Origin of the sequence: Mesorhizobium sp. B2-3-14 (assembly GCF_006442175.1) — a bacterium.
Lineage (GTDB): Bacteria > Pseudomonadota > Alphaproteobacteria > Rhizobiales > Rhizobiaceae > Mesorhizobium > Mesorhizobium australicum.
On sequence record NZ_VFVP01000009.1, the window covers coordinates 123,750 to 144,207 of the forward strand.

The window sequence follows — 20,458 nt, forward strand, 5'->3', positions numbered from 1 at the left end:
AAGACTCCCGACGACATGCGGGCTCTCTACCGAAATTTCCCGTGGAGGGCGAGCCGTCGTTTTCGGCCGTCAGTTGGTGAGGCCGATCTCGCGCATCTTGACGTAGACGATCTCGTCGGGCTCGCCGGTCTGCGGCAAGCCGAACAGCGACTGGAATTCCTTGATCGCCGCCTTGGTACGTGCACCGACGACGCCATCCAGTTGCATGTCGTCATTGCCGAAGGCCTTCAGCCCGGCCTGGATCTTGACGATGCGGGGGTCAGGCCCCTGCAAAGCGGCGTTCGCCTGTGCCTCGTTGGTCTGCAAGGACACGGGAACGGCGGCCGGCGGCATGTCAGGACGAGGTTGCGGTTTCGGCACGGCAGCCGTCTTCGGCGTTGCACCCAGTTGATCCAGAAGCAGTGCGTCGATCTCGCCCGAGGCGTTCAGCCCGACCTTCTGTTGATAGGCCTGTATGGCCTTGCGCGTGTTGGGGCCGGAAATGCCGTCGACGGTGCCGGAATAGAAATCAAGGTCCTTCAATATGCCTTGCACCTGCTCGACCACCGGGTCACCCTTGATCGGGGCGGGCGCGGCATTGGACCGCACGATGTTGATTGTCGTCTCGGGCTCGTCGGCGGCGGCGTGCGGAAAGCCCTGGAAATTGCGTGTGGCGAAAAACGCCCCGGCGTGCGGGAAAGGCTGATACCATAGCGCATTCGCCGAGACATAGAACAGCGTCACCAGGAATGCGGTCGATCCTCCCACCAGGACGGGATTGCGCGAAATCATGCCGCCGACGGCGATGGCGCCGTCTTGAAAGGCATTGCCGCGGCGTTTGACCGCCTTAGCCTGTTTTGCGGAGCGAGCCATTTCCGTCCCCTTTCGCCCTCGTCACCGGCATTGTCAGCACTCCGGTCGGGTTGGCGGGGCGCCCCTTCGGCCCGCCGACCGGCAGGCTGATGGTCACCGTGGTGCCCTCGCCCGGCATGCTTTCGATCGACATGGTCCCTTCATGCAAGGCCACCAGCCCCTTCACCAGGGAAAGGCCGAGACCCGTGCCCTCGAAACGGCGGGTATAGTCGTTCTGGATCTGCGTGAAGGGTTTGCCGAGATTGGCGAAATCCTCCTCGGCGATGCCGATACCGGTGTCCCTCACCCAGAAATGCAGACGTGAGCCGATCCGCTTGGCGCCGACGACGACATCGCCGCCGTCGGGGGTGAACTTGATCGCGTTGGAAACGAGGTTGATGAGCATCTGCTGTACGGCGCGGCGATCGGCATTGATATCGCCGGCGTCAGGGGCGATCTGCGTCTGCAGGTCGATATTCTTGGCCTGCGCCTGCAGCCGCATCATCGACTGGCACATGTCCACGGCTTCCACGAACCGGAACGGCTCCGGCTCGGTGGCGTAGACGCCCGATTCGATCCTCGATACGTCGAGTATGGATGTCACGACTGCCAGCAGATGCTGGCCCGAATCCCGCACCAGACCGACATATTCCTTCTGGCGCGGATCCTTGAAGGCGCCGAACATCTCGTGCAGCAGCATGTCGGAGAAACCGATGATGGCGTTCAACGGCGTGCGCAGTTCATGGCTCACGACTGCCAGGAACCGGCCCTTAGCCACTTCGGCGGCGGCGGCCGTCTCATTGGCTTGCGCCAGTTCTTCGCGCAGCCGCGCGGTCTCGTCATTTTGGCGCAGGACAAGCGTGAAGACGTCGCCTTGTTTCTCGCTACGCACCAGTTCGAGCGCGAATGGCTGGTAATTGTCGGCCACAAAGCCATTTCCATTGTGGGCGCCGTTGCCACTCTGGGGCAGCCTGATGCGCAAGTCGAGGCGGCGCGACCGTGCGCCGTCACGCATGTCGGCCAGGGCGCTGAGATAGGAGACACGATCCGACAGGTGGACCCGATCGAAGAGGCCCGTTCCGGACAACAGCTCAGGCGGCAATTTCAGAAGCGTACGCGACTTGGCGGATGCATCCACGACTTCGCCATGGCGGGCGACCCGCAAGACCACCGCGTCGATGATGTCTTCCAGTCGATCACCGGCATCGAGCGTATCGGCCGCGCCGGCGGTGCCGCGAAAAGCCGATATCCGCGGGATGAGGGCCAGCGCCCAGGCCAATGGCACCAGCCAATGCCAGGCGGCGATGTGCGCATCCGCCAATGGAAGGAAGGCGGCCGACAAGGACTGAAGGGCGATGGCGATGACGGCTGTCGCGCCCCCCCACAATGCCGCACGCCGTGACGCGCCGATCCACCAGGCTTCGAATGGCAGCGCCAGGGTAAGCATGGCGACAGGTGAACTCAATCCGCCGGCGGCACCGATGAGACCGGCAAGGGCAAGCGCCGCCATCGCCAGGGCGATCGGCCCCGCGGCAGCCATCTTGCCGGTAGCGGCTACCAGCAGGGCGACGAACCAGCACAGGCCGAAGGCCGCGAAAATGGCGGCCATGGTCACCGCGGCGCCCATCCCCGATGTAACCAGCGTGACCGCGGCACCCGCTGCAAAAAATGGCGCGGCCAGCATCACGCCGATGAAACGGCGCTGGCGCTCGCGGTCGCTCCGTTCGAGAACGCTGGGATGAACCATGCGCTCACAACCGGCCGCTATTGCACCAGGCAATTCAGCGTATCTGGCCTCGATCGGCATCAATTCAACGCACTCGCACTCGTCGTGAACAGCTCTGCTTTTGCAGATTGTCTTGGTTGGCTTTGAAACTCGCATCCAGCGTTTAAGGAATGGATAAGGCAGGGCCGACCAAGGCCCGCCCTGCGGCAAATATCGGGATGACGGCGGCCGAAAACCCGGTCAAATGCAGCCATAGTAAACGGAGGGTTATCCTGGCGGCCCTGTCGTCGGACCGCGGGCCAAGTCGTCGAAGCCGCTTTATTTCCTCGAAGACACAATTCATTCAACGGGATAGATGGTTATCGAATGGTGAGAAGAATCGTTCCGATATGAAACAAATCGACAGCAAAACGCTTCGTTTCGAATTTGCCTAAAATTTGAGGAAAATTCTCGGCGATCGTGCAAGCCGTCCTTTGTGCCTGTGTGTCAACATCCTGCCCATAAAAGAGGTCATGCCATATGATGCATGATCCGGTCACGACGAGAGGCAAGGCATGTTCTTCCTGATAAGAATGGCTTTCTGGTTTTCACTGGTGCTGCTGGCGCTGCCGCTGGGTGTCGGGTCCGATGAAACGGGCCAGGAAAGCGTCGGGCCGATCCAGGCCCTGTTCGCGGCGCGAGACGCCGTCGGCGACATCGCCGGTATCTGCGAACGCAAGCCCGATGTCTGCGAGACGGGCAAGTCGGCGATGCACACCATCACCGCACGCGCCAAGGAAACTGCCAAGATCGCGGCGGCCATGCTGGACGACAAGTCCGCCGGCCCCGATACCTCGACAATGACGGGCAGCGTACCGGAAGTCGTCCTGCCTGAAACGGTCAACCTGCCGATAAACAATTAAGCCGTCTCGACGGCGCACCGCGGGCAGTCTGCCCTCTCGACGCCCGCGGTGTCCTTGTTTTTTCCGTGACGCGGCGCCGCCGCGTGACTATATCCGGGTCATGACGACCACGATCCAGACGATCCGCGACGACTTCTCGTTCCTTGACGAATGGGAGGATCGTTATCGTTACGTCATCGAACTCGGCGAAGCGCTGCCGCCCTTTCCCGATGCGGAGCGCAACGCCACCAACAAGGTGCCAGGTTGCGTCAGCCAGGTCTGGCTGACCACCGAACGGGGTCCGGGCGCCGACCCCGTCATCACTTTCACCGGCGATTCGGACGCCCATATCGTGCGCGGACTGGTTGCGATCATGCTGGCGCTGTTTTCCGGAAAGACGGCCAGCGAAATCCAGAAAATCGATGCGGAAGCGACGCTGAAGGCACTCGGCCTCGACGAGCACCTGTCGCCCCAGCGTGCCAACGGTCTTCGCTCGATGGTCAAGCGCATCAAACGCGATGCCGAGATGGCGCTCGCCCAGACTGCCTGATCGACCTGTCGATCTTCCGCCCACCCCTGAAATCAAACGGCGCCCGAAGGCGCCGTTTGATTTCAATCCAATCTGGCAAGCAGCGACTACCGCGCCGCCTTGCGCTTGCGGCCGAGGCCCATCTTCTTGGCAAGCTGCGAGCGGGCCGCCGCGTAATTCGGGGCAACCATCGGATAGCTTGGGTCCAGGTTCCACTTTTCGCGATACTGATCGGGCGTCAGATCGTAGTGGGTCATCAGGTGACGCTTGAGCGACTTGAACTTCTTGCCGTCTTCGAGACAGACAATGTAGTCGTCATGAACCGAGCGCTTCGGGTTGACAGCCGGCTTCTGCTTGTCGGCAGGCGCCTGTTCGACGGTTCCGCCCACACGCCCGAGGGCGGCATGGACATCGGATATCAGGTTCGGCAGTTCGCCGACCGGCACCGGATTGTTGCTGACATAGGCAGCCACCACGTCGGCGGTGAGCTCGATCAGCGCATCATTGTTTCTGGAAGGTGTTTCGACAATATCCATGGTCTTCAGGCCCCAACAAGAGTTACGTCGGTCTGTGCCCCTTTTTACAGGCAGGGCATTGCACGAATTTGCGCAGATAGAGCTGCCGCGATTCGTGTCACGGGGACATCAATGCGGCCGCAGGTCAAGTAAGTCAATTCGTTGCGCGCATTATATTTATGAATCTTGATCAACTATTCCGCGATCAGCTTCAATCTTTCGTGCATCATGTAATTTTTCGATATTTCGCCCGCCAAACCGATAAAGCCTGACGTAACGTCAGTTCACCGTTACATTCGCGATAACTCACAAATCAGGTTTCAATGCTCTCGTTTGCTTTGCCGTCGCTTCGGCAAACTTGGTTGTTCGCATCTGTCCTCAAAACCACAGGTTGCCGCTCCTCTCTGTCGGGCAGGCAACCAGGCGACATGCCCGCCGGTCGAACCCGTCGGGGCCAAAATCGATGGTCGTTCAATACGGGATGATATATCTGCCATAGGCCCAGCCGGTCACGAAGGTGCCGTTCTTGGCCGGCTCATGCCAGACTTCGCACCAGCGATAGCGAACCGTCTGCTGCTGTTTCCATGCCGGTTGATTGGCGATATCGAGCAGGTTTATGCCGCCGGTGCATCGTCCGGTCATCTGCAGGACGGTCCCGTTCGGGTATGCGACCTGCTTCTGGGATGTTCCCGACGGATATTTGCGCACATTGAGCGTGTCGCCGAACGGCACATTGGCCACTTGCCAAGCCGAAAATACGGTCGCATGAGACTGGCCGGCAAAGACCAGACTTAGCGAAGCGACGGCGAAAGCCGCAGCAATACGAGACCGAATAGTCATCTTCTCTCCCCCGGCCGTCGCATGGGCCGACACCAACTCTACGCCACAGCTCTTGAACCTGCCCTGATCGGCGTGTTCATTCGTCATTCAAGATATTTCCAGAGCGAGACGCAATGACCAGGACTTCCCGATTTCCAATCGCCAGCGCCCCTGCCCCCGAGAAAAGGCCCGTCTCGGACACGCATCACGGCATCACGCGAACCGATGAATATGCCTGGCTGCGAGCGGATAACTGGCAAGAAATGTTCAGGGATCCTTCCTTGCTCGATCCAGGTATCCGCGCCGAACTCGAAGCCGAGAATGCCTATCAGTCGACGCTGATGGCCGACACGTCAGATCTGCAAAAGCAGCTTTTCAAGGAAATGAAGGGCCGCATCAAGGAAGATGATTCTTCCGTTCCCATGAAGGACGGGCCTTATGCCTACGGCTCTTCCTTCAAGCTCGGCGGCGAGCAGCCGCGCTATTTCCGAACGCCGCGCGGCGGCGGACCCGAGCAGATCCTGCTCGACGGCGACGCCGAGGCCGAGGGCAAGGCCTATTTCCGGCTTGGCGGCGTCGATCATTCGGCCGATCATAGCAAGCTGCTATGGGCCTTCGACGACAAGGGTTCGGAATTCTACACGCTGCGTGTGCGCGACCTTGCCGACGGCAAGGAACTGGCGGACCAGATACAGGCCACCGGCGGTTCGGGCGTCTGGGACGCGGGCAATGACGGGTTCTTCTATACGCGTCTCGACCCAAACCACCGGCCGTCGAAGGTGCTGTTTCACGCACTGGGGCAGGCCCCTGAAACCGACCGGCTGATCTACGAGGAAACCGACCCCGGCTTCTTCATGAACGTCGACGGGACCCGCAACAATCAATGGATCATGATCGGCATCAACGATCACGAGACTTCGGAATATCGCCTCTTAAGCGCCAGCGATCCATTTGCCGAGCCGAAGCTGGTTTCGGCGCGCGAGACCGGCCTTCAATATGAACTTGAGGAAGGCGGCGATATCTTCTTCGTCCTGACCAACGCGGACGGTGCCAAGGACTTCAAGATCATGACGGCGCCGGCGAGCGACCCGGTCCGCGCCAACTGGCAGGAACTGGTGCCGCATGAACCCGGCCGGCTGATCCTGTCGGTGATCGGCTTCAAGGACCACATGGTGCGGCTCGAGCGCAAGGAAGGCCTGCCGCGCATCGTCGTGCGGGATCGGGCCAGCGGCGAAGAGCATCTGATTTCCTTCGATGAGGAAGCCTTCTCGCTCGGCCTTTCAGGGTCCCTGGAATACGACACCGAGATGATGCGTTTTTCCTACTCGTCGATGACGACACCGTCGCAGATGTTCGACTACAATATGCGCACTCGTGAGCGTGTGCTGCTCAAGACCCAGGAAGTGCCGTCCGGCCACGATCCGCACCTCTACGTCACGAGGCGGCTGATGGCGCCGGCGGCCGATGGCGAACTGGTGCCGATCTCGCTTCTGCATCACCGCGACACGCCGCTGGATGGCTCCGCGCCATGCCTGCTCTACGGTTACGGCTCCTACGGTATCACCGTGCCGGCCGCCTTCAACACCAACTGGTTCTCGCTGGTGGACCGTGGGTTCGTGTTTGCCATTGCCCACGTGCGCGGCGGCAAGGACAAGGGATATGGCTGGTACGACGACGGCAAGCGGGCGCACAAGATGAACACCTTCACCGATTTCATCGCCTGCGCCCGCCACCTCGTTGCCGAGCGCTATACCGCGCATGACCGAATCGTCGCGCAAGGCGGCTCGGCCGGCGGTATGCTGATGGGCGCCATCGCCAACATGGCGCCGGATTGCTTCGGCGGCATCGTGGCCGAGGTTCCCTTCGTCGATGTACTCACCACCATGCTCGATGCAACGCTGCCGCTGACCCCGCCGGAATGGCCGGAATGGGGCAATCCGATCGCGTCGGCCGACGATTACCTGACGATCGCCGCCTATTCGCCATACGACAATGTCGCCGCGCTCGACTATCCGCCGATCCTGGCGCTCGCCGGTCTCACCGATCCGCGCGTCACCTATTGGGAGCCGGCCAAATGGGTTGCGCGGCTGCGCGACCGCAAGAGCGGCGACAATCCGGTACTGTTCAGGATCAACATGGATTCCGGCCATGCCGGTGCCTCCGGCCGGTTTTCACGCCTGGAGGAGATCGCCTATACTTATGCCTTCACGCTGAAGGTGACGGACAAGGCATAGCTCACGGAGGAACGCTGCGATGATCGATCTGGCCACAGCGATAGCTTACATCGCGGTTGTGCTCGGCTTTGTCTTCATTCCTGGCCCGGCCACGCTGTTGACGATCGCCCGCGCAACGAGTTCGGGGACGAGAGTCGGAATCGCCACAGGCGGCGGGATCGCGGCCGGCGATGTGTTTCATACCGCCATGGCGATGGTTGGGATCTCGGCGATCATCGCCACATCGGCGACGCTGTTCAGCATCGTAAAGTATATCGGCGCGGCCTACCTCGTTTACCTCGGCATTCGGGCCATCATCGAGAAAGCGCCAACCGATCCGACCGCCGGCGCGCTTGCAAGCTCCGCCGGCAAGGCGTTTCGACAGGCTGTCCTGACCGAGGTGCTCAACCCCAAGACCGCGCTTTTCTTCCTGGCGTTCCTGCCTCAGTTCGTGCGGCCCGAAAACGGATCAGTGATGGTTCAATTGGCCGTATTGGGGATCATCTTCGTCATGCTGGGGCTTTTCAGCACGGTCGTGTTTGCCGTGAGCGCAGGGCGGCTCGGCAGTTTCCTGCGCCGAAATCCGACAGTGCTGAAATGGCAAGGCAAGGTTGTCGGCGGCATCTACTGCGCCCTGGGTGTCCGCCTCGCCTTGCAAGAGCGCTGAGGCCAGGCGACCCACGTCCGCTGGCAGGCCTGATGATCATCACTTTTTGAATTCCGCGCGGCTCATTTCCGCTCGCAATTGCGACGGTCGCGCGCTACCCAAGGCACGGTTTTCCCGGGCACGAAGTCCGCACTTGCACGAGGGTCCATTATGCTGCTCGTCGACGTCTATCTCGACAAATCGCCGATCCAGGGCATCGGTGTGTTTGCCAAGAACCATATTGCCAAGGGCACGCTGGTCTGGAAGCTCGACCCCCGGTTCGATCGGATCATCGACGTCGAGACCTATGAGAGCGAAACCGGGCCGGTGAAGAACTACCTCGACCGCTATTCCTACCCCGACCGTCGCGATCCCGCCTATATCGTCTTCGAAGCCGACGATGCCCGCTACATGAACCATGACGACGAGCCGAATTGCGATGTCTCGTCGCCCGAGGAGACCTACGCCTTGCGCGACATCGCGCCTGGCGAGGAGATGACCTGCAACTACAACCTTTTCTTCGAAACGGGCTTCGATTTCCTCGGCGATCGCCACCTGCAGTCCGAGGATTAATTCGTACTTTTCTTGCGCGCCGGATAGCCGTTGGGATGCGGCGGCACCGCCTTCAGATAGGCAGCAATCGCCGCACGGTCGTCCGCCGTCAGCTCGGCCATGTTGCGCTGCACGTCGACCATGGCGCCGCCGACGGAATCGAAGTCCGGCGTGAATCCGGTTTCGAGGTAGTTTGCGATGTCGGACGCGGACCAGCTGCCGATACCTCCCTCGCCCGAAGTGATGTTCGGCACGACGCCCGAGCCCTCGGCGGCCACCGCACCGGCCAGCCATTCGCTTTTCCTGGTGCCTCCAGCGAGGTCGCGCGGCGTGTGGCATTCGCCGCAATGGCCCGGTCCTTCGACCAGGTAGCGGCCTGCCATCACAGGGTCTGGCGCGCCATCAGGCAGGGGCACGACAGGCTTGTCACTGAGATAGAGCCGCTTCCACAGGCCAATGCCGCGCCGGATGCTGAACGGGAACGCCAGCGAATTGCCGGGCGCCTTGCCAGCGACGGCGGGAAGCGTCTTCAAGAAAGCGTAAAGGTCGGCGACATCTGACGGTTTCATGCGAGCATAGGAGGCATAGGGGAATGCCGGATAGAAATGCTCGCCCGAAGGCGACACACCTTTCAGCATGGCGTTAGCGAGATCCCCGGCCGACCATGCGCCGATGCCGTCCTTAGGATCTTGCGAAATATTGGGCGGAACAAAGATGCCGAATGGCGTCTTGAGTTCGAGCCCGCCTATGAGCTGAAGCCGTGCATCGCCCTGCGACCCGGGCTTGGCATGGCAGGAGGTGCAGCCGCCGGCATAGAAGATGCGCTTGCCCCGGGCAACATCGCCTGGGCCGAGTTGCGCCAGGGTCGCCGCATCAAGCGTGACCGGTGCCGACAGCAGCCACCCCGCCGACGCGCCGGCGACGCCCAGGACGAGGGCCGCGCCGACGAGCTTCTTCAGCCATGCCATGGCTGGCGATCAGCCCTTTTTGACCCTGTAGCCCTGGTGGCAGGTACCACAGTCCGAGCCGATGGTGCCGATCTGCGTCTTCAGCGCATCGACGTCGGCCGGAGCCGCCGCGACCGCAGCCTTGACATCGGCGAGATACTTGTCCTCGGTCGCCTTGAAGCCGGCCATGTCTTCCCAGATTTTTGGCGCCGCCGTGGTGTCGCCGGTGTCGGTGCCCTTCGGGAACAAGGCCTCTACGTCGAACTTCTCGGCATTTGCCTGCAGTGCCTGCAACTGCGTCAGCACCGCGGCGGCATCAAAGGGCTCCTGGCCCTTGACCACTTTCGACAGGCCGCCGACGATCTTTCCGCGTTCCTTCATCAGAGCCTGCCGATCGAGGATCGGATCGGCAAAGGCCGCCGATGCGGCGAGTGCGAGCATGGAGATGGCGATGACAAGCTTTCTCATTCATTTGGCTCCGTGGTGAAGGCATTTCAGGACAGGACGTTAACGGATGCGGGAGGTGGAATATTCCCATTCTCCCGCATGAAATTGCATGACCCTAGCCGTGGGGTTCGAGACGAAAAGAAAAGGCCCGGGGGTGCCGGGCCTTTCGGAAGATTGATCAGGCATTCGCCTTTTCGTAGAGTTCAAGCACGTGATCCCAGTTGATCAGGCTATCTACGAAGGCCTCGAGGTATTTCGGCCGGGCGTTGCGATAATCGATGTAGTAGGAGTGCTCCCAGACGTCGACGCCGAGGATCGGCGATGCGCCATGAACCAGCGGGTTCTCGCCGTTCGGCGTCTTCGATATCGCCAGCTTGCCGTCCTTGACCGAAACCCAGGCCCAGCCCGAACCGAACTGCGTTGTGCCGGCGGCAATGAAATCAGCCTTGAACTTGTCGTAACCGCCGAGATCGCTGTCGAAAGCCTTCTGCAGCGCGCCAGGGAGCTTGTTGCCGCCGCCGCTCTTCTTCATCCATTTCCAGAAATGGATGTGATTGTAGTGCTGGGCAGCATTGTTGAAGAGACCGGCATTCTTGCCGAACGATTGCTTCACCACCTCTTCGACCGAAAGATCGCCAAGGCCGGCTTCGGCGGCGAGCTTGTTGCCGTTGTCGACATAGGCCTTGTGATGCTTGTCGTGGTGATACTCCAGCGTCTCTTTGGACATATAGGGCTGCAGGGCCTCATAGTCGTAGGGCAGAGCGGGCAATTCGAAAGCCATGGGTAGTACTCCCTCGTGGAAAATCCGGTGTGGATACCGGAGTAAGATAGGTCGGGATTGAGCTGGAGCAACTCCGGAAGTGAAGCGCCGGTCCCTTTCTAAGCGGGTTCCCGGGAACTGTCACATGCTTTTCCTGTGACCAGCCGCGCGGCGACAAAAAGGCCGGCTATCTCAGCCAGCCGAGGTCGAATGCGCCCACTCCCAATAGAGTTCACGTGCCTTCTTGGCCACCGGGCCGGGTTGCAGATCACGGCCCTCCATGCGGGTGACCGGCACCACCTTGGAGTGGTTGCCGGTCGAGAAGATTTCGTCCGCTTCGAGGAAATCCCGCACCGACAGCGTCTTTTCAGTCGTCGTGAACCCATAGTCACCAAGCAGCGTCATCGTGCGCGCGCGGGTAATGCCGGACAGGAAGGTTCCGTTCGGCGCCGGCGTCAGCACATGGCCGTCCTTGACCAGGAAGATGTTCGAGCTTCCGGTCTCCGCGACATTGCCCAGCATGTCGAGCACAAGCGCGTTGTCGAAGCCGCGCGCCTTGGCCTCGAGGATGGCGCGGCCGTTGTTGGGATAGAGGCAACCGGCCTTGGCGTTGGTCGGCATGGTTTCGACGGTCGGGCGCCGGAATGGCGACACGGTCACCGAAAAGCCGGTCGGTGAGATCATCGGCGATTCATAGAGGCAGAGGCAGAAACGGGTCGAGGCGGGATCGGCCGGCACGCCCATGTAGCCGCCATGCTCGGCCCAGTACATCGGCCTGATGTAGACCGCCGTCTTGCCGTCGAATTTCTTCAACCCGTCCCAGGTCAGCCCGACGATCTGCTCGGGCGTCATGTTCGGCGCCAGCCCAAGCGCGATCGCCGAGGCATTGACGCGTGCGGCATGAAGTTCGAGATCGGGCGCCACGCCTTCGAACCACCGCGCGCCGTCGAACACGCTGGTGCCGAGCCACATGGCATGGCTGCGCGGCCCCAGAATGGCGACATTGCCTTCGTACCAATCGCCATTGACGAAAGTCCATGTCGCGGATTGCGCCGCCGCCGCCAGTGTCATCGCGTTTTCCCGTTCCGGTCAATCTTGTGTGACAACATTGGATGATGCTTTGACCGCCGCCGTCAACCAGCATCGGGGAGTTTTGTTGAGGCCAGCGACGGGTGCGCTGCAATCAAGGCTTGCACCTTGTCCCGCCTCGCCTCAAAACTGTTGCCATGCAATACGCCGCCTACGTGTTCGACGCCTATGGCACGCTGTTCGACGTGCACGCCGCCGTGCGCCGCCATGCGGACGCGATCGGCCCGGACGGCCAACTCCTGTCCGAAATCTGGCGCGCCAAACAGCTCGAGTATTCCTGGGTTCGCACGCTGATGGGCGCCTATGCCGATTTCTGGCAGCTGACCGAACAGGCGCTGGACTTCGCCTTGCGCAAGGTCCCTTCGGCCGATCCGAGCCTCAAGGCGAAACTTCTGGAAGCCTACTGGCGGCTGGACTGTTATCCCGAAGTGCCGGCCGTGCTGAAAGCGCTCAAGGCTTCGGGCGCCAGGCTGGCGATCCTCTCCAACGGTTCGCCCGAAATGCTGCAGGCAGCAGTCAAGTCGGCGGCACTCGACCAGGTCCTGGACGACATCTATTCGGTCGATGCGGTGCGTCGCTTCAAGACCGATCCTGTTGTCTACGACATGGTCGCCACGGGATGGCGCCTCTATCCCGGCGCGGTCTCCTTCCAGTCCTCCAATCGCTGGGACATTGCGGGCGCCACCAAATTCGGCTTCCGCACGGTCTGGATCAACCGCTCCAACCAGCCGGAGGAATACCAGGACTTGCCACCGGCCCTGATCCTGCCATCGTTGGAGGCACTCGTATCCGGCGCCTAACTGACCTGTGGCCCCAGCGCCACAGTGGCGGCGCAGTCACAGCTTCGCCTTTGTTTGTCCACGTTCGAGCCAGAATCGGAACCGCCTATCGCCTCAGGTGTTGTCAGGCACCCGCAGCGAACGTCGCGTGTTGACGCTTTGTTGCGATTTGAGTCTTAAAGAAGGCAGCCATGTCCATAACCGAAATCGAATCCTATCGCCTGAGCCGTCGCGGCTTCCTCAACGCCGCAGCCCTGGGCGCCGCCTCGATCGCGGTTTCCGCATGCGCCACCACCGGACCGGGACCAGTCGAGCCGCCGCCGCCACCAACGTATGTCGAGCCTCCGCTCGCCGACTATGCGTCGATGTACGCTGCGGTCAACGATGGCGGTTTCGATCTGCCGGCCATCCCCGTCGACAGGATCGATCCGCAGTTCCTGCGCCAGATCGTACCCGACCCGACCGGGCAGAAGCCGGGGACCATCGTCGTCGATACGACAGGCCATTTCCTCTATCTGGTTCGCCCTGGCGGCCAGGCCATTCGCTATGGTGTCGGCCTTGGCCGCGCCGGCTTCGAATGGTCGGGCGACGCTGTCGTCCAGTGGAAGCAGAAATGGCCGAAGTGGACGCCGCCGGATGAGATGATCGCCCGCCAGCCGGAATTGAAGCAGTACAGCGCCGACAATGGCGGCATGCCCGGCGGCCTAAAGAACCCGCTCGGCGCACGTGCGCTCTATCTCTTCCAGGGCAATGTGGACACGCTCTATCGCCTGCACGGCTCGCCGGAATGGCGCTCGATCGGCAAATCGGTGTCGTCGGGCTGCGTGCGCCTGATGAACCAGGACATTATCGACCTTTATGACCGCGTGCCCTCGAAGACGCCGGTCATCGTGACCAGCGACGCTCGCCAGCCGATGGTGGCGACGGCCAACCACAAGGCGATCCCGATCGATGCCGGCGTGCCGGATGGATCGGTGCTGCTCGGCCCAGTCAAAGCGGTCACGAACGCGATCTTCTGAGTTTCACGGGGCTTCTGAGTTTCAGGGGGCTTCTGAGTTCAGGGGGCAGCAGCGTTGCCGCTGCCCTGATCTACCGTCCCCGCGACAAACTACCCAGAATCCCGCGCACAATGGCACGTCCGACCGACGAGCCGACCGAGCGCACCACCGACTTGATCGCGGCCTCGGCCACCGTCTGGCGATTGGAGGGGCGCGGCGCCGGCGCGCGCCGGCCACCGGACTGCGGCGCGGGATCGTCATTACCGAAGCCTGGAATGGTCCAGCGCGAGCCGCCGGTGCCGGCCTGCTGCGCCTGCGCCTCGGCGTCCTGCGCCTGCTTGGCCTTCTTCTGCAGCATTTCGAAGGCCGATTCGCGGTCGATAACCTGGTCATACTGGCCGGTGACCGGGCTTTCCCCGATCAGCTTCTGCCGCTCGGCCGGGGTGATGGGTCCAAGCCGCGATGACGGCGGACGGATCAGCGTGCGCTGGACCATGGACGGAATGCCCTTGGCCTCCAGGGTCGAGACCAGGGCCTCGCCGGTGGCGAGCTGGGTGATGGCGATGGCGCAGTCGAAATCCGGATTGGGCCGGAAGGTTTCGGCCGCCGTCCTCACCGCCTGCTGCTCGCGGGGCGTGTAGGCGCGCAACGCGTGCTGCACGCGGTTGCCGAGCTGGGCCAGGACCTTTTCGGGGATATCCAAGGGGTTCTGCGTGACGAAATAGACGCCGACGCCTTTCGAGCGGATCAGGCGGACCACCTGCTCGACCCGGTCGATCAGCACCTTCGGCGCCTCGTCGAACAAGAGGTGTGCCTCGTCGAAGAAGAACACCAGCTTCGGCTTGTCGGGATCGCCAACCTCCGGCAGTTCCTCGAACAGCTCCGACATCAGCCAGAGCAGGAACGTCGCGTAGAGGCGCGGATTCATCATCAGCTTGTCGGCGGCCAGCACGCTGATGGCGCCGCGACCATCGCGGGTGGTGCGCATGATGTCGGCAATGCGCAAAGCCGGCTCGCCGAAGAAGTTCGCCGCGCCCTGCTGCTCAAGTACCAGCAGCGTGCGCTGAATCGCCCCCACCGACGGCTTGGTGACGTTGCCATAACGGGCGCTGATTTCCTCGGCGCGCTCCGCGATGTTGGCGAGCAGCGCCTGCAGGTCCTTGAGGTCGAGGAGAAGAAGGCCCTCTTCATCGGCAATGCGGAAGGCAATGTTCATGATGCCTTCCTGCGCGTCGGTCAGGTTCATCAGCCGCGACAGGAGCAGCGGGCCCATTTCCGAAATGGTGGCGCGGATGGGGTGGCCCTGCTCGCCGAACAGATCCCAGAAGATGACGGGAAATTCCTGGAAGTCGTAAGGGTCGAGCTTGACCTGTTCTGCCCGCTTGACCAGGAAATCCTGGGCGGTGCCCATCATGGCTATGCCGGAAAGGTCGCCCTTGATGTCGGCGCAGAAGACCGGCACGCCGGCGTTGGAAAATCCCTCTGCCAGGATCTGCAAGGTGACGGTCTTGCCCGTACCGGTGGCGCCGGTCACCAGGCCATGGCGATTTCCGTATTGCAGCAGCAGGTTTTCGGCGCGCTGATAGCTGTCGTCGGGCTTGCGGCTGGCGCCGATAAAAATACTGGTGTCGTCAGCCATAGCTCGGGTCTCCGCAAAACTGATGTGTCTAAAGCCAGCCTTTGCCCGACGGTATAGTGAGGCTGCCGCACAGCGACAATGACAATTGTCCAAGGCAGGACCAATCGTCCAATCAGGGCTATCGTCCAAATCGGACCAATCGCCAAAATCGGATTTTGGAACTTGCGGATTTCGATGGTGTTTGGCAATCGTTCATGGTCCGTCCACGCAAGCGACCTATATCAGGTGGATCGAATATCAGGTGGGTCGAATTCAAGCCTTGGGCGTGCATTGCGATAACTGACCGGGGACCGTAGATTGAGCTGCCCGGGCTGGTGCGGCCATATAGGCGGCCATATAGAACGAGGACGATGAATGGGCGCCGGAGCCTTGACCAGGGATGTTGAGCCAACGAATGAGGAGCGTCAGCGATGGCTGACGCTGGCGGGAAAAGCGTTGGCCGGCGCCTCCTTCGAGGAAAAGCTGGTCTCGCATACCGACGACAATATCCGCGTCGAGCCGCTCTATGAACGCGCGACCGGAACGGAACCGATCGTGCGCGCCAATCCTCAATCGCCGTGGATCGTCAGCCAGCGCGTCGACGACCCCGATGTCGGACGCGCCAAGAGGCAGGTCCTGGAAGATGTCGCCCAGGGCGCGACGGGATTGTCGCTTGTCTTCGAGGGCGCCCCGAACGCGTTTGGCTACGGCCTGCCGAGGACGGCGCAGGCGCTTGAGACGGTGCTGGAGGGCGTGCCCCTCAACCGGGTCCAGATCCGTATCGACACCCACCCCTGGAGCCGCCCCATGGCCGACTGGCTGGTGGCGTTCCTGAGCAAGCGCCGCTCCGATCCGGCAAAGCTCAACCTGTCTTTCGGCATCGATCCGGCTGCTATCCTCGCCGGCACCGGCCGGCTGCGCATGTCGATCGAGGCGCTGCAGGAGTCCATGCCGCAATCGCTGGCGCATTTCTTCTCGATGGGCGTTCCGGGTGTGCTTCTCGAGGCAGACGGTCGCGTCTTCCACAATGCCGGCGCCACGGAAGCGCAGGAACTCGGCATCATGCTGGCCTCGGCGGTCTCGTATCTGCGAATGTTCGAGAAGGCGCGGCAGCCGCTCGTCTATGCCGCGCCTCATATCGGTTTCGCGCTCAGCGTCGACCAGGACCAGTTCCTGTCGATGGCCAAGGTGCGAGCCCTGCGCAGGCTGTGGGCACGGATGCAGGAGGCCTGCTCGATCCCCAATTCCACGGCCAACATCCATGCCGAGACATCATTTCGCATGATGACGGCATTGGATTCCGAAACCAACATCCTGCGCACGACGATCGGCTGCTTCGCCGCGGCGGCGGGAGGCGCCGATTCGATCTCAATCCTGCCGCATACGATCGCGCACGGCCTGCCGGCGGCCTTTGCCCGCCGCGTCGCGCGCAACGCGCAGCTGATCATGGCCAATGAAAGCCATGTCGATCATGTCGCCGATCCCGCCCATGGCTCCGGCGCCGTCGAAGCGCTCACCTCAGACCTCTGCGAAGCCGCGTGGGCGGAATTACAGGCCATCGAGGCTGAGGGTGGCGTGCTGTCCAGCCTTCGGGACGGACATATCCAGCAGCGCGTCCGCAACGCCGCCGCCCATCGCGCCATAGCCTTCAAGTCAGACGAGCGGGCCATTGTCGGCGCCACGCTTTATCCGTTGAAAAGCGAGCGCCCGGTCGAGACGCTGGACGCAGAGAAGCGACCTGCCTTCACCGAGGGCGTCGTCCTGTGCGAAGCGTTGTCTCCGGTCCGCATCGATCAATCCATCGGGGCCGCTTCTTGATTCCGGATTTCAGTCAGATCGGCTGGGTGCCGCCGCGCCGCGCGCCTGTCGAGGTCAAGGGACAGCGAACAACGCCGGAAGGCCTTGTCGTCAAGCAGCTGTACAGTCAGGGCGACCTCAAGGGATTGTCGCATCTCGACACCTATCCGGGCCTGCCGCCCTTCGTGCGCGGCCCCTACCCGACCATGTATGTCCAGCAACCCTGGACCATCCGGCAATATGCCGGTTTTTCGACCGCCGAAGAATCCAACGCCTTCTACCGGCGCAACCTTGCCGCCGGCCAGAAAGGCCTTTCGGTTGCCTTCGATCTCGCCACGCACCGCGGCTATGATTCGGACCATCCGCGCGTCGCCGGCGATGTCGGCATGGCGGGTGTGGCTATCGATTCCATCCTCGACATGCGGCAATTGTTCGACGGCATTCCGCTCGGCGAGATGACCGTGTCGATGACGATGAACGGCGCGGTGCTGCCGATCATGGCGCTCTACATCGTGGCGGCGGAAGAGCAAGGCGTCGCGCAGAAGGATTTGGCCGGGACCATTCAGAACGACATTCTGAAGGAGTTCATGGTCCGCAACACCTATATCTATCCGCCGAAGCCCTCGATGCGGATCGTCTCGGACATCTTCTCCTACACCTCGAAGAACATGCCGAAGTTCAACTCGATATCGATCTCCGGCTATCACATGCAGGAGGCCGGCGCGACCGCCGACCTGGAGCTCGCCTATACGATCGCCGACGGGATTGAATATGCCCGCGCCGGCGTCGCGGCGGGGCTCGACATTGACCGTTTCGCCCCGCGCCTGTCGTTCTTCTGGGCAATCGGCATGAATTTCTTCATGGAAGTGGCCAAGCTCAGGGCCGCACGCCTGTTGTGGGCGACGCTGATGAAAAAGAACTTCGCGCCAAAGGACGAGCGGTCGCTGTCCCTGCGCACCCATTGCCAGACCTCCGGCTGGTCGCTGACGGCACAGGATCCCTACAACAACATCATCCGCACCATGATCGAGGCGATGGCCGCGACCCAGGGGCATACCCAGTCGCTGCACACCAACTCCTTCGACGAAGCAATGGCGCTGCCGACCGACCATTCGGCGCGCATCGCCCGCAACACGCAACTCGTCCTGCAGAAGGAATCCGGCACCACGCGCATCATCGATCCGTGGGGCGGTTCGGCCTATCTCGAACGGCTGACACATGATCTGGCGGCGCGTGCGCTCGCCCATATCGAGGAGGTCGAGGCTCTCGGCGGCATGGCGGCGGCGATCGAAAAGGGCATACCCAAGCTGCGCATCGAGGAAGCCGCCGCCCGCACGCAGGCGCGCATCGATTCCGGCGAGCAGATGCTGGTCGGCGTCAATGCGCATCGCCCCGGGACCGATATTAAGGTCGACGTGCTGAAGATAGACAATGCCGAGGTCAGGGCCCGGCAACTCTCGAAGCTGCAACGGCTGAAAGGCACGCGTGACGTCGCCGCCGTCGAAAGCGCGCTCGATGCGCTGACCCGTGCCGCACAGAGCGAGGACAACCTCCTGGAGTTCGCCATCCGCGCCGCGCGCGCCAATGCCACTGTCGGCGAAATCTCGTTCGCCCTGGAAAGAGCTTATGGCCGCCATGTGGCCACGGTGCAGACCATTTCCGGTGTCTACCGCAAGGCGCTTGGCGACAGTCCGGTGATCGACCGCCTGCAGGACAAGCTCGGTGCCTTCGAAAAGAAAAACGGCGGCAAGCCGCGCATCCTCGTGGCCAAGATGGGACAGGACGGCCACGACCGCGGGCAGAAGGTGATCGCCACGGCCTTCGCCGATCTCGGCTTCGACGTTACCGTCGGCGCCATGTTCCAAACGCCGGAAGAGATCGCGAAACTGGCTGTCCAGAATGACGTCCACATCATCGGCGCCTCATCGCTGGCAGCGGGTCACCTGACGCTGATCCCAGAATTGCGCGACACGCTGAAGAAGCTCGGCCGCGGCGACATGCTGATCGTGGCCGGCGGCGTCATCCCGCCGCAGGACTATGATGCGGTGCTGCAAGCCGGCGCGGCGGAAATCTTCCCGCCGGGCACGGTCATTCCGGAAGCGGCGGAGCGGCTGCTGGATCGGCTGCTATCCTCGTGACGAATCTGTTATAATATCTGTTGCAACACCCGGCGCACCGCGTTATAATTAGCGTTGCAACAGGATGTTTCATCATGAACACCACAATTCGCAAGATCGGTAATTCGGACGGCGTGATTCTGCCGAAAGAGCTTCTCGATCGATTGAATCTCAAGACAGGCGACAACGTGGTCGTCGTCCAGGAAGGTCAAGAGCTTCGCTTGCGCCGATTGGAAGATTCTGCCGAAGAATTCGAGCGCAAGATGAAGGTAGCGCGCGAGCGGATGAGGAAATACGAGGTTGCCTACCGCGCGCTCGCAAAATGACGGCACATCATTCGCGAGAGTTCGTGGAGGCGATGCATGCCGAGCAGTTGCGTCTTCACGGCGGCGCGTCGGGCATCCGCGATGAAGGCCTGTTGGAATCGGCGCTCGCACGTCCGCAACAGAAAGAAGCATACGGCGAGCCGGATCTGAGCGAACTCGCTGCCGCCTATCTCTTCGGCATCGCAAAGAACCATCCGTTCGTCGATGGGAACAAGCGCACGGCTTTCGCTGCGGCCGACTTGTTTCTCTATTTCAACGGATTGAGCATCGAAGCCGAACAGGAGGAGGTCATCCAACTGGTGATGATGGTCGCTGCCGGCGAGATAGACGAAGCGGGTGCGGCCGCATTCTTCCGCGACCATGTCGTCAAGCTTGAAGACTAACTCTCCGAGAGCTTGACGATCTCCCACTCCTTGCCGTTGACGCTGGCCACGTCGCCAACCTTCTTGCCGAACAGCGCGACCGCCATAGGCGAGACGTGCGAGATGCTGCCCTTGGCCGGATCGGCTTCATCCTCGCCGACAATCTTCCAGTGCACCTTCCTGCCGTCGTCACTTTGCAGCGTGACACCCATGCCGAAGCGGACGACATCGCTGCCGGGCTCCGGCACGGAAAGCTCGGCACTCTCGCGTCGCGCGGTCCAGTAGCGCAGATCGCGCGACACGACCGCGATGCGCTCGCGGTCGGCTTTCCGCTCCGCTTTCGCCATGATATCGCGCAGATCGGCCAGATTGTCGTCGATCTGCGCCAGGCCGCGCTCCGTCACCAGGTTCCGGTGCGTGCTGATCGGCCGCTCGCCAACACCGGCGATCGCGTTTTCGCTGTCTTCTTCGCGGGTAAAAGCTCTGCTCATCCCCTGAACTTAGGC

Annotated in this window: 21 protein-coding genes; 11 read left to right on the plus strand and 10 right to left on the minus strand. The window is 61.9% G+C overall.

Annotated features, from left to right (window positions below; all coding sequences use genetic code 11):
- Positions 1-69: 69 nt before the first annotated feature.
- A complete protein-coding gene (locus tag FJ950_RS22090; protein ID WP_140618573.1) occupies positions 70-852 on the minus strand; it encodes a peptidoglycan-binding protein in 783 nt (260 codons plus the stop codon).
- Positions 827-2,578, minus strand: a complete 1,752-nt coding sequence (locus FJ950_RS22095; RefSeq protein WP_140618575.1) for a HAMP domain-containing sensor histidine kinase — start codon at positions 2,576-2,578, stop codon at positions 827-829. Before FJ950_RS22095 ends, FJ950_RS22090 begins: the two co-directional genes overlap by 26 nt.
- A gap of 533 nt (positions 2,579-3,111) precedes the next feature.
- Here FJ950_RS22095 and FJ950_RS22100 point away from each other — a divergent pair.
- On the plus strand, positions 3,112-3,459 hold the full coding sequence (locus tag FJ950_RS22100) for a DUF5330 domain-containing protein (protein WP_015318646.1): 348 nt from the start codon (positions 3,112-3,114) through the stop codon (positions 3,457-3,459).
- A gap of 100 nt (positions 3,460-3,559) precedes the next feature.
- Positions 3,560-3,988, plus strand: a complete 429-nt coding sequence (locus tag FJ950_RS22105) for a SufE family protein (protein ID WP_015318647.1) — start codon at positions 3,560-3,562, stop codon at positions 3,986-3,988.
- 86 nt (positions 3,989-4,074) lie between these two features.
- On the opposite strand, the gene FJ950_RS22110 is transcribed toward FJ950_RS22105, so the two are convergent.
- Both FJ950_RS22110 and FJ950_RS22115 read right to left on the minus strand, forming a co-directional pair.
- Positions 4,075-4,503: a MucR family transcriptional regulator gene (locus FJ950_RS22110; protein ID WP_015318648.1), complete on the minus strand. Its 429-nt coding sequence runs from the start codon at positions 4,501-4,503 to the stop codon at positions 4,075-4,077.
- A gap of 450 nt (positions 4,504-4,953) precedes the next feature.
- Entirely contained in the window at positions 4,954-5,322 is a 369-nt protein-coding gene (locus tag FJ950_RS22115) for an SH3 domain-containing protein (RefSeq protein ID WP_140618729.1), read from the minus strand.
- 113 nt (positions 5,323-5,435) lie between these two features.
- Between FJ950_RS22115 and FJ950_RS22120 the strand changes: the two genes are divergently transcribed.
- From FJ950_RS22120 to FJ950_RS22130, 3 genes are all read left to right on the plus strand, one after another.
- On the plus strand, positions 5,436-7,535 hold the full coding sequence (locus tag FJ950_RS22120) for a S9 family peptidase (protein ID WP_140618577.1): 2,100 nt from the start codon (positions 5,436-5,438) through the stop codon (positions 7,533-7,535).
- Positions 7,536-7,554: 19 nt separating this feature from the next.
- A complete protein-coding gene (locus FJ950_RS22125; protein WP_140618579.1) occupies positions 7,555-8,181 on the plus strand; it encodes a LysE family translocator in 627 nt (208 codons plus the stop codon).
- 150 nt (positions 8,182-8,331) lie between these two features.
- Positions 8,332-8,733: an SET domain-containing protein-lysine N-methyltransferase gene (locus tag FJ950_RS22130; protein ID WP_015318651.1), complete on the plus strand. Its 402-nt coding sequence runs from the start codon at positions 8,332-8,334 to the stop codon at positions 8,731-8,733.
- Here the strand turns inward: FJ950_RS22130 and FJ950_RS22135 are convergent.
- The 4 genes from FJ950_RS22135 to FJ950_RS22150 all read right to left on the minus strand — a co-directional run bounded on the left by FJ950_RS22135 (position 8,730) and on the right by FJ950_RS22150 (position 11,937).
- A complete protein-coding gene (locus FJ950_RS22135) occupies positions 8,730-9,680 on the minus strand; it encodes a cytochrome c (RefSeq protein ID WP_140618581.1) in 951 nt (316 codons plus the stop codon). The genes FJ950_RS22130 and FJ950_RS22135 overlap by 4 nt on opposite strands.
- Positions 9,681-9,689: 9 nt before the next feature.
- Entirely contained in the window at positions 9,690-10,127 is a 438-nt protein-coding gene (locus FJ950_RS22140) for a cytochrome c (protein ID WP_140618583.1), read from the minus strand.
- 157 nt (positions 10,128-10,284) lie between these two features.
- Positions 10,285-10,887, minus strand: coding sequence for a superoxide dismutase (locus tag FJ950_RS22145; protein ID WP_140618585.1), 603 nt, complete (start codon positions 10,885-10,887; stop codon positions 10,285-10,287).
- Positions 10,888-11,058: 171 nt separating this feature from the next.
- The gene (locus tag FJ950_RS22150; protein WP_140618587.1) at positions 11,059-11,937 is read right to left on the minus strand and encodes a branched-chain amino acid aminotransferase; all 879 of its coding nucleotides are present in this window, start codon (positions 11,935-11,937) and stop codon (positions 11,059-11,061) included.
- A gap of 155 nt (positions 11,938-12,092) precedes the next feature.
- On the opposite strand from FJ950_RS22150, the gene FJ950_RS22155 reads away from it, so the two are divergent.
- Together FJ950_RS22155 and FJ950_RS22160 are read left to right on the plus strand one after the other, a co-directional pair.
- On the plus strand, positions 12,093-12,755 hold the full coding sequence (locus tag FJ950_RS22155) for a haloacid dehalogenase type II (RefSeq protein ID WP_140618589.1): 663 nt from the start codon (positions 12,093-12,095) through the stop codon (positions 12,753-12,755).
- A 170-nt stretch (positions 12,756-12,925) separates the two neighbouring features.
- Positions 12,926-13,753, plus strand: a complete 828-nt coding sequence (locus tag FJ950_RS22160; protein ID WP_015318657.1) for a L,D-transpeptidase — start codon at positions 12,926-12,928, stop codon at positions 13,751-13,753.
- 70 nt (positions 13,754-13,823) lie between these two features.
- On the opposite strand, the gene FJ950_RS22165 is transcribed toward FJ950_RS22160, so the two are convergent.
- Positions 13,824-15,371: a helicase HerA-like C-terminal domain-containing protein gene (locus FJ950_RS22165; RefSeq protein ID WP_140618591.1), complete on the minus strand. Its 1,548-nt coding sequence runs from the start codon at positions 15,369-15,371 to the stop codon at positions 13,824-13,826.
- A gap of 354 nt (positions 15,372-15,725) precedes the next feature.
- Here FJ950_RS22165 and FJ950_RS22170 point away from each other — a divergent pair, with 354 nt between their 5' ends.
- The 4 genes from FJ950_RS22170 (at position 15,726) to FJ950_RS22185 (ending at position 19,973) form a co-directional block, all read left to right on the plus strand.
- Entirely contained in the window at positions 15,726-17,168 is a 1,443-nt protein-coding gene (locus FJ950_RS22170) for a methylmalonyl-CoA mutase subunit beta (RefSeq protein WP_140618593.1), read from the plus strand.
- On the plus strand, positions 17,165-19,285 hold the full coding sequence (scpA, locus tag FJ950_RS22175) for a methylmalonyl-CoA mutase (RefSeq protein WP_140618595.1): 2,121 nt from the start codon (positions 17,165-17,167) through the stop codon (positions 19,283-19,285). The genes FJ950_RS22170 and scpA overlap by 4 nt, the downstream gene beginning before the upstream one ends.
- A gap of 74 nt (positions 19,286-19,359) precedes the next feature.
- Positions 19,360-19,590, plus strand: a complete 231-nt coding sequence (locus tag FJ950_RS22180) for an AbrB/MazE/SpoVT family DNA-binding domain-containing protein (RefSeq protein ID WP_015318661.1) — start codon at positions 19,360-19,362, stop codon at positions 19,588-19,590.
- The gene (locus FJ950_RS22185) at positions 19,587-19,973 is read left to right on the plus strand and encodes a type II toxin-antitoxin system death-on-curing family toxin (protein WP_140618597.1); all 387 of its coding nucleotides are present in this window, start codon (positions 19,587-19,589) and stop codon (positions 19,971-19,973) included. The genes FJ950_RS22180 and FJ950_RS22185 overlap by 4 nt, the downstream gene beginning before the upstream one ends.
- On the opposite strand, the gene greA is transcribed toward FJ950_RS22185, so the two are convergent.
- Complete coding sequence (greA, locus tag FJ950_RS22190; RefSeq protein WP_015318663.1) at positions 19,970-20,443, minus strand: transcription elongation factor GreA; 474 nt, start codon at positions 20,441-20,443, stop codon at positions 19,970-19,972. The genes FJ950_RS22185 and greA overlap by 4 nt on opposite strands.
- Positions 20,444-20,458: the final 15 nt, after the last annotated feature.